Source organism: Helicobacter kayseriensis (assembly GCF_021300655.1).
In the GTDB taxonomy this organism is placed as follows: Bacteria; Campylobacterota; Campylobacteria; order Campylobacterales; family Helicobacteraceae; genus Helicobacter_G; species Helicobacter_G kayseriensis.
The window spans coordinates 22458-28958 of the sequence record NZ_JAJTNB010000012.1 but is presented as its reverse complement, the minus strand read 5'-3'; the positions used below and the strand labels follow the sequence as shown (position 1 = coordinate 28958).

Genomic DNA, 6501 nt, shown 5'->3' with positions numbered 1-6501 from the left:
TTGCTTGATCCTAGCTCTGAGATATCTCCTAGAGCAAGACCTTTGATAGTGATAGTATCTGTTTGGGTGTTAGTGCTTCCACTACTTGTGTTTTTGCGATCTGTTGTGAGGGTTAGCAGTCCATTTTCTGCGATTCCAGAGAAATATTTAGAATATTCTTGGATAAAAGACACACTCTCTTTATCTCCAATTTTTATGTTTTTGTCTTTAAGTTTGAGTTTGACTCCATCTTGATAATTGACACCTAAGACTTTGGAGTTTGTGTCTGAAACATCAGTGCTACTTGGATCTAATGGGTGGCTAAAATTACCTTCCCCTCCATCATTACTATTTGCGAAGATAAGAGTTGTTGTGCCGTTTCCATTGTAGTCAATATTGGCTCCCACATTTAGGGGTCCTTGCATAACGATATTGACTGATCCTCCACTATTGGTGATGTTGTATATAGGAAGCTTATCTTGATCAAGATTACCAAAATAAGACATGCTTTGTTTGAGAACCAAATTTGTTGTTCCTGAACTATTGGTGAGTGTTCCTGATTCTGGGAGAGTCAAAAGAACATCATCAGGCCCTACAAGCTTTTGATTGAGTTTTAATTCTTTAAGATTGGAAGGTAACCATAAGCTATCTTCAAAAATAATATTTGTACCCCCATTTCCTGTGCTAGTTGTGATATTTCCTGCAAAGAATGAAAGGGTGTCGGTGTTTAAATTTGAAAGATTGGCACTATTTGATTTTCCTGTGATTAGAATATTATTTGATTTTTCTCCATTGTTATTTCCATTAGTCATAATATTCCCAATGATTCGATTAGTGCCTTGAGATTGGAGAGTAATGGTATTGGTGGCTGTTGCTCCACCAGAGACTTGGATATTTCCAATGATTGTTGTATTAGAGCTTGTGCCATTAGAAGTTATAGTAATGGTTCCAGCATTTGAGGAGATATCACCATATATGCCATTACTTCCAGAATCATTTTCAAAAGTGATTGTATTTACTCCATGACCTCCACCACTAGAAGCACTAGAGCTAATGTTTCCAGTTATTTTATTTGTCCCAGAATTTGTGAAATTAACAATATTAGATCCAGCAACTGCAACAAGGTCTCCTGTTATAGAGTTTGAATCAGATCCTAAAAAGGAGATTGTGTTGATCCCATGACCACCACCTCCTGAGGTTGTAGCAAGGATTTTTCCTGTGATTGAGTTATCACCTACTGAACTAAAAGTAATGGTATTTGTCGAATTTCCTGAAACAGAAATATCCCCAGTAATCGAATTTGAAGTTTGTTTTCTAAGTTCTTGGGCTTGATAATTAAAAACAATTGTATTATTTCCACTTCCACCATAAGCAGAGGTATTTGAAGTAATATTTCCAGTAATAGAATTATTGCCCGCTGTATTAAAAGTAATAGAGTTTGTTGCATTGCCTGTAGCTGAAATATTTCCTTGAATTGTATGATTAGAATCTGTTCTTAAGGATTGCTTGGTATTATCAAAGGTAATAATATTTGTTCCACCATTTTTAGTGAAGGGTATTGTCGCTGTTATGTTTCCAAGAATGCTATTGTTGTTCCCCTCAAATACGATGAGATTTTTCCCGGAGCTTTTTGCATAGATTGCATCTCCAGATGTAGTTTCTGATGTGATGCTTCCTCCATTCTTAAAGGTAATTTCATTTCTTCCAGCTCCCCAAGCACTGTCAGTAGCTTTTACTCCTTTAGTGATTTTATTGTCAGCTCCTTCAAATGTAATCTTATTTAGAGCTGTTCCAAAAGATCCATAGGCTGAACCTGCAATTACACTCCCTTCGACATTTCCATTTTTAAAAGTGATGGTATTAGTTCCTGCGGTTGCATTGAGATTTCCTTTGAGATTTGAACCATCTTCAAAAGTTAGAGTATTTTTATGTCCAGCAGCATTTCCTTGACCATTGTAAACAAGATGAATATCTCCCTCTACATTTTTAGAAAAAGTGGCAACAAATTGGGAGTTTTGAGTATCTCCTTCGCTAGGATTCCCTTTTCCAGCACGAACTTCTAAATTTCCTTTGAATGAAAAATCTCCTTGAGCAGTATTGCTAAGATCTAGAGTAAAGTTTCTTTGGACATCTGCTCCATTCCCAAAATCAATGACTAAAGTCCCAGAACCACTAGCTCCCATTTGGATCCCTTTAGTATTGCCTTTGAGGGTGACAAATGTGGCTGTTTTGTCGTTTCCAGCTTTGAGAGTAGCTTCTTGTCCACTTGATGCTCCTTGTGTGATTGTTCCACTGGTTCCACTAGAATCCATAAACTTAAAAGTCAATTTTTCTAGCACTGATGCGCCTCCATTGTGTAAAGTAGGCATATAAGCTGAAGAGGGAAGTTCTGCTTGTGTTGCATTCCATCCTAGAATATTGCTCTGAATGCTTTGATTGTCTGAAGTAGTTCCAGAGCACAAAATTGGAAGATTGGTATCTACTGAAGCTGTGCAAGTATTTGCATACACACTCCCAGCGCTCAGTGCTAAAGCCAAGGAGTTTGCAATCAACGGTTTAAATAAGGTAGTTTTTAGAGTTTTGCTCGAGGTTACATTTGATGTTTGTCTTTGTATTGTATTTTTTATGTGCATCACATTCTCCTGTTTTATGTTTGTTTAAAAAAGTCTAAAATGATAGCCAAAATTTAAATTTTATTAACTACAAATATTGATATTTTGTAAAAACTAAATTAATTTGATTTAATGATGTATGTCAAATTTCTCAAAGATCCCGTTATCTTTCTTTGTCCCCATAGGCCCCTAAGGCTTTCTTTTTGATTGCAAAGTCATTATAATTTTCCACAAAATTCCTACAAAAGGAGATCACGATGAAAAAATGGTATTTGGCTTTGGCATTTTTTGTATGCTCTTCTTCCCTCCAAACCAAAGAAAATAAATTTGAAGCATTTGGTGATCTTTTTAGACTAATGCCTTTATATGTCGCTATCGCCACAATTTCTCTTCAAGATTGGAAGGGACTTTTGCAACTCTCTCTTGGCACACTTGCTACACAGCTTACGACAGAGGGAATCAAATCTCTTGATGCATGGTATGCGCGTCAAGGAAACCAATCAAGCATGATGTGGGCAAGGCGTCCAGGATCCAATGACTTCAAAGGAATGCCAAGCGGACACAGTGCGGGAGCATTCTCAGGAGCTGCGTTTGTGTATTATCGCTATGGATGGAAAGCAGCAGTTGCACCTATTGTGCTTGCCACACTCACTGCAGCCTCAAGAGTCCAAGCCAAAAAGCACTCGATTTTGCAAGTCAGTATTGGTGCAGGGATCGCATGGGGGTTTGCCTATCTCTTCACAGCTCCCTATCAGTCTAATTTTTGGATCTCTCCTATTTTTGAAAAAGATTCTCAAGGAGGGGATAAAATGGGCGTAAATCTCTCCTATCGATTCTAGATACCTTGTCAGATCTTATTTGTCGGACCTAGGAGTTTTCTTGGAGGAATTTTACGCTTTATGAGCTTCTCCCATCTTCCTTTTGGAAGCTTGGGTAATCTTTTTTGGATCAATTTGATTGGAAACTTTGGCATTGGAATCCTCTCAGAAGTCTTAATCACGCAAGAGATGCGACTGATGTTTATCGTTGGATTCCTAGGTTCTTTGACAACTTTTAGCACTTTTAATTATGAGCTTTTTCAAATGTTTTCTTATAGGAAAGATATTCTTTGCCATGGGATATTAGCTAGCAAGTACAGCTTTAGGAGTTTTGGGAGTTTGGTGCGGAGTCCTTTCCGCCAAGCTCCTCTAACCTATTGGGTTTTATTGTTTTTCTTAAGCATCCTTCTTAGGCTCACATAAAACTTCATCCATTCATCTAGCTCCATTAGAGGATGGCCACCCCATTTGGTATGAGGAGGGAGGTTTTTCCCGACTGCTCCCCTCCCTGCGATTTGAACAAAATCTCCGATATGGATATGCCCTCCAGTCCCTGCCTGTCCTCCCATCACGACATTGCGTCCTGTTGTGGTAGATCCAGCAAGCCCCACTTGAGAAACCAAGATCGTATGCTCTCCGATCACGCAATTATGGCCGATCTGCACAAGATTATCAATTTTGCTTCCCTGCTTGATTCGCGTCTCGCCAAACACTGCACGATCAATCGTGCAATTTGCACCAATCTCAACATCATCTTCAATGATCACCTTGCCATTGTGGAAGATTTTGATATGCTTGCCCTCTTGTGTATGAGCATAGCCAAAACCATCGCCCCCTATCACGCTCCCTGCATGGATATAGACACGATCCCCAATCTCTGTGTGCGCATAAATCACTGCATTGGGATAGATTTTGCAATCTTTTCCGATTTTGGCTCCATCGCCAATCACTGCTCCTGCCATAATCACGCTTCTCTCTCCGATCTCCACATCTTTGCCGACATACGCCCCATCCATCACAATCGCTCCTTCCCCGATTTTGGGATCTTCCCCTTGGAAGGAAAAATTTTCATAAGCAAAGAAACTGGAAAGATAGGCAAATGCTAGATGGGGGTTTGGGACGATAATCTTTTGCATCGTGGAAGGAATATGTGAGGCATTTTTTTGCGCAACCAAAACAGCTCCAGCTTTTGAATCTTTCAATCCATCAAGATATTTGTCTTGATCGATATAGACTAGATCGCACTCTTGAGCTTCTTGAAGCTGACTCAATCCCCTCACTTCAAAATCAGAAAATCCTTGAGAATCTATCCCTAAATACTTCAAAATTTCAAATAATCTCATCATAATTCCTTTCAAACTTTGTGCTGTATTTTATAATAAAAGAAAAAGGAGATAGATATGTTGCTAGGAGTCAATATCGATCACATCGCCACCTTGAGAGAAGCTCGCAAAATCCACGATCCCAACCCTCTAGAAGCAGTTTTTATCCTACACAATGCGGGAGCCTCTCAAGTGACGCTTCATCTCAGAGAAGATCGTCGCCATATCCACGAAGAAGATCTCTTCCATATTTGTGCCAATAGTCCCTTGCCTATCAATCTAGAATGCGCCTGCTCACCAGAGATCATTGATATCGTCTGCTCCATCAAGCCTCACCGTGTCACTTTGGTGCCTGAAAAAAGAGAGGAGGTTACCACAGAGGGGGGCCTCAACCTCTCCACCCCCTATCTTCTCCAGACAATCAATCAGCTCAAGGCTCACGATATTGATGTATCACTCTTTATTGATCCTACAGAAGAAATGATTGCACGCTCCCAATCTCTGCAAGTAGATGCAGTGGAATTGCACACAGGAGAGTGGGCCAATCTATTTGCGATGGCTTATACAAATCTTCCTAGAATGCACAATACTCTCAAATCTTTCCCACAAGATCGCTCCATCCTCAAAGCTCAACTTGATGCTTGCCTAGAAAATCTCAAGAAGTGTGCAGAGTTTGCCTCCCAATCATCTCTTCAAGTCTATGCAGGGCATGGACTTAATTATCAAAATGTGATCCCCATCGCGCAAATCCCCTCTATCACTGAGCTCAATATCGGTCATAGCATCATCGCTCGCTCGATCTTTATGGGACTCTTTGAAGCGACGAAGGAAATGATTAGGTTGATTCAACGATGAAGACGATTGCGGTTAGTTGTGGCGATATCAATGGAATCGGACTTGAAATCCTACTCAAAGCACATCCATTGATTGCCTCAAAAGTCAATTTGATTTATTGTGTGCATTTTGAACTTTTGGAGCAAGCAAGTGAGCTTCTTCAAATCCCTCTTCCTTCCGATCTTACACCTTCTCAATGCTATGCCCCCTCCTCCCCTCCTCCTCCTATTTTGGCAGGACAAATTACACAAGAGAGCGGAAGATATAGTTTTGAGAGTTTTATCCTTGGATGCAAGCTTTGCGAAAATCATCAAGCCCAAATGCTCTGCACTCTCCCTATTCACAAGCAAGCTTGGAATCTTGCAGGGATTCCTTATCTTGGGCACACACAAGCCCTCAGTGATCGCTACAAAACAGAGGCGATTATGATGCTTGGGTGTGAAAAAATGTTTGTCGCTCTTTTTAGCGATCATATCCCGCTTTCAAAGGTTTCTAGCCTAATTCAATCAAAGAGGATTTATGATTTTTTGATGCGTCTTTATCATCTTTTTCCACAAGAAAAATATTGCATCTTGGGTGTCAATCCTCATTGCGGAGATGGTGGAATCATAGGAGAAGAAGATCAAGAGATACAAAAGGCTATTTCTCAAGCCAATCAAGCTCTTCAAAAATGTATTTTCTACGGGCCCTATCCAAGTGACTGCGCTTTTATCCCATCCAAAAGAAAAGAATTTAGAGTGTGGGTTGCAATGTATCATGATGTGGGATTAGCTCCACTCAAAGCACTTTATTTTGATGAAAGCATCAATGTCAGTCTTGGATTGCCTATTTTAAGAAGTTCTGTAGATCATGGAGTAGCTTTTGATATCGCCTATCAAGGAAAGGCTCAGATTGAGAGCTACCTCAATGCGATCTCTTTCCTCAAATAACTCCCCC

General features: G+C 40.0%; 6 protein-coding genes. 4 read left to right on the top strand and 2 right to left on the bottom strand.

The window, feature by feature from the left end:
• The coding region (locus tag LW137_RS06780; RefSeq protein WP_233034752.1) for a beta strand repeat-containing protein at positions 1-2531 on the bottom strand (2531 nt) is incomplete at its 3' end.
• A gap of 317 nt (positions 2532-2848) precedes the next feature.
• Here LW137_RS06780 and LW137_RS06775 point away from each other — a divergent pair.
• The gene (locus tag LW137_RS06775) at positions 2849-3430 is read left to right on the top strand and encodes a phosphatase PAP2 family protein (RefSeq protein ID WP_233034743.1); all 582 of its coding nucleotides are present in this window, start codon (positions 2849-2851) and stop codon (positions 3428-3430) included.
• Complete coding sequence (locus LW137_RS07275; RefSeq protein ID WP_428845626.1) at positions 3431-3832, top strand: fluoride efflux transporter FluC; 402 nt, start codon at positions 3431-3433, stop codon at positions 3830-3832. It begins immediately after the preceding gene.
• On the opposite strand, the gene lpxD is transcribed toward LW137_RS07275, so the two are convergent.
• Positions 3784-4752, bottom strand: a complete 969-nt coding sequence (lpxD, locus tag LW137_RS06770) for a UDP-3-O-(3-hydroxymyristoyl)glucosamine N-acyltransferase (protein ID WP_233034741.1) — start codon at positions 4750-4752, stop codon at positions 3784-3786. The genes LW137_RS07275 and lpxD overlap by 49 nt on opposite strands.
• 57 nt (positions 4753-4809) lie before the next feature.
• Here lpxD and LW137_RS06765 point away from each other — a divergent pair, with 57 nt between their 5' ends.
• Together LW137_RS06765 and pdxA are read left to right on the top strand one after the other, a co-directional pair.
• Positions 4810-5586, top strand: coding sequence for a pyridoxine 5'-phosphate synthase (locus LW137_RS06765; protein ID WP_233034739.1), 777 nt, complete (start codon positions 4810-4812; stop codon positions 5584-5586).
• The gene (gene pdxA / locus LW137_RS06760) at positions 5583-6494 is read left to right on the top strand and encodes a 4-hydroxythreonine-4-phosphate dehydrogenase (RefSeq protein ID WP_233034737.1); all 912 of its coding nucleotides are present in this window, start codon (positions 5583-5585) and stop codon (positions 6492-6494) included. The genes LW137_RS06765 and pdxA overlap by 4 nt, the downstream gene beginning before the upstream one ends.
• Positions 6495-6501 lie beyond the last annotated feature (7 nt).